Origin of the sequence: Streptomyces botrytidirepellens (genome assembly GCF_003721215.1) — a bacterium.
GTDB lineage: Bacteria > Actinomycetota > Actinomycetes > Streptomycetales > Streptomycetaceae > Streptomyces > Streptomyces himastatinicus.
Genome location: NZ_RIBZ01000398.1, coordinates 1 through 811, shown reverse-complemented (window position 1 = coordinate 811; position 811 = coordinate 1). Strand labels below are relative to the sequence as shown.

At 81.4% G+C, this 811-nt stretch carries 1 pseudogene; it reads left to right on the top strand.

Annotated elements, in window-relative coordinates:
* Positions 1–76: 76 nt before the first annotated feature.
* Positions 77–811 (top strand): annotated as a pseudogene (locus EEJ42_RS31170) (cytochrome P450); the annotation flags it as partial.

Here is an 811-nt window from a genome sequence, read left to right as displayed (position 1 = left end):
CGGCCCGGCTGGACGGCCGTGCCGCGCCCGCTTCCGTACGCCGCCTCCGGCCCGGCCGCCGGACGGACACCCCGTCATGACGCCGCCGGACCGGGCGTACCGGCGGGCCCGCCGCCGGGACCGCCGCGTCTACCGGGCGGCGCACCCGGTGCTCCTCGCCCTGCTCGCCGCCACCCGCACCCGCCCGGCCGTGCGCCTGGGCTCCACGGTCCTGGTGCACGATGCCGACGCCTGCCGCCACGTGCTCACCCGGGTCCCGCTGGACCGCAACGCCGAGGGCTCGACCGGTGGCGCGGCGCGCGCCGCGCTGTCCGGGACCGGGACGCGGGGGCTGCTGTTCGACCAGGAGGGCGGCGGCCACCGGGAGACCCGGCGGGGGCTCGCCGACGGCCTCGGCGCGGCCGGGGTGGAGCGGCTGCGACCGGTGTGGCGCGCCGTTCTCGACCGGCGGCTGGGCCCGCTCGCGGAACCCGGCGGCACGGTGGACCTGGTGGCGGTGGCGCACGAGGTGGCGGGGGCCACGGTGTGCGCGCTGCTGGACGTCGACGCCGATCCGCGGGCGGTGGCGTCGGCCGCTTCCGATGCCGCCGCGGCGGCCGTACGGGACCATCTGCCGGGCCCGCGCCGCCCCGGTGACGACGCGACGGAGGCGGCGCGACGCCTTCGGACCCTGCTGGCCGCCGAGGGGCGGGACGACGGCGCGCTGCGCGCGATGCTGGCCACCGCCGCCGTCGCCACCACGGTCGCGGCCCTGCCCCGCGCGGTGGCCTGGTGTGCCGACGCCGGGCTGTGGCGGGACGCCGCGGCCGAT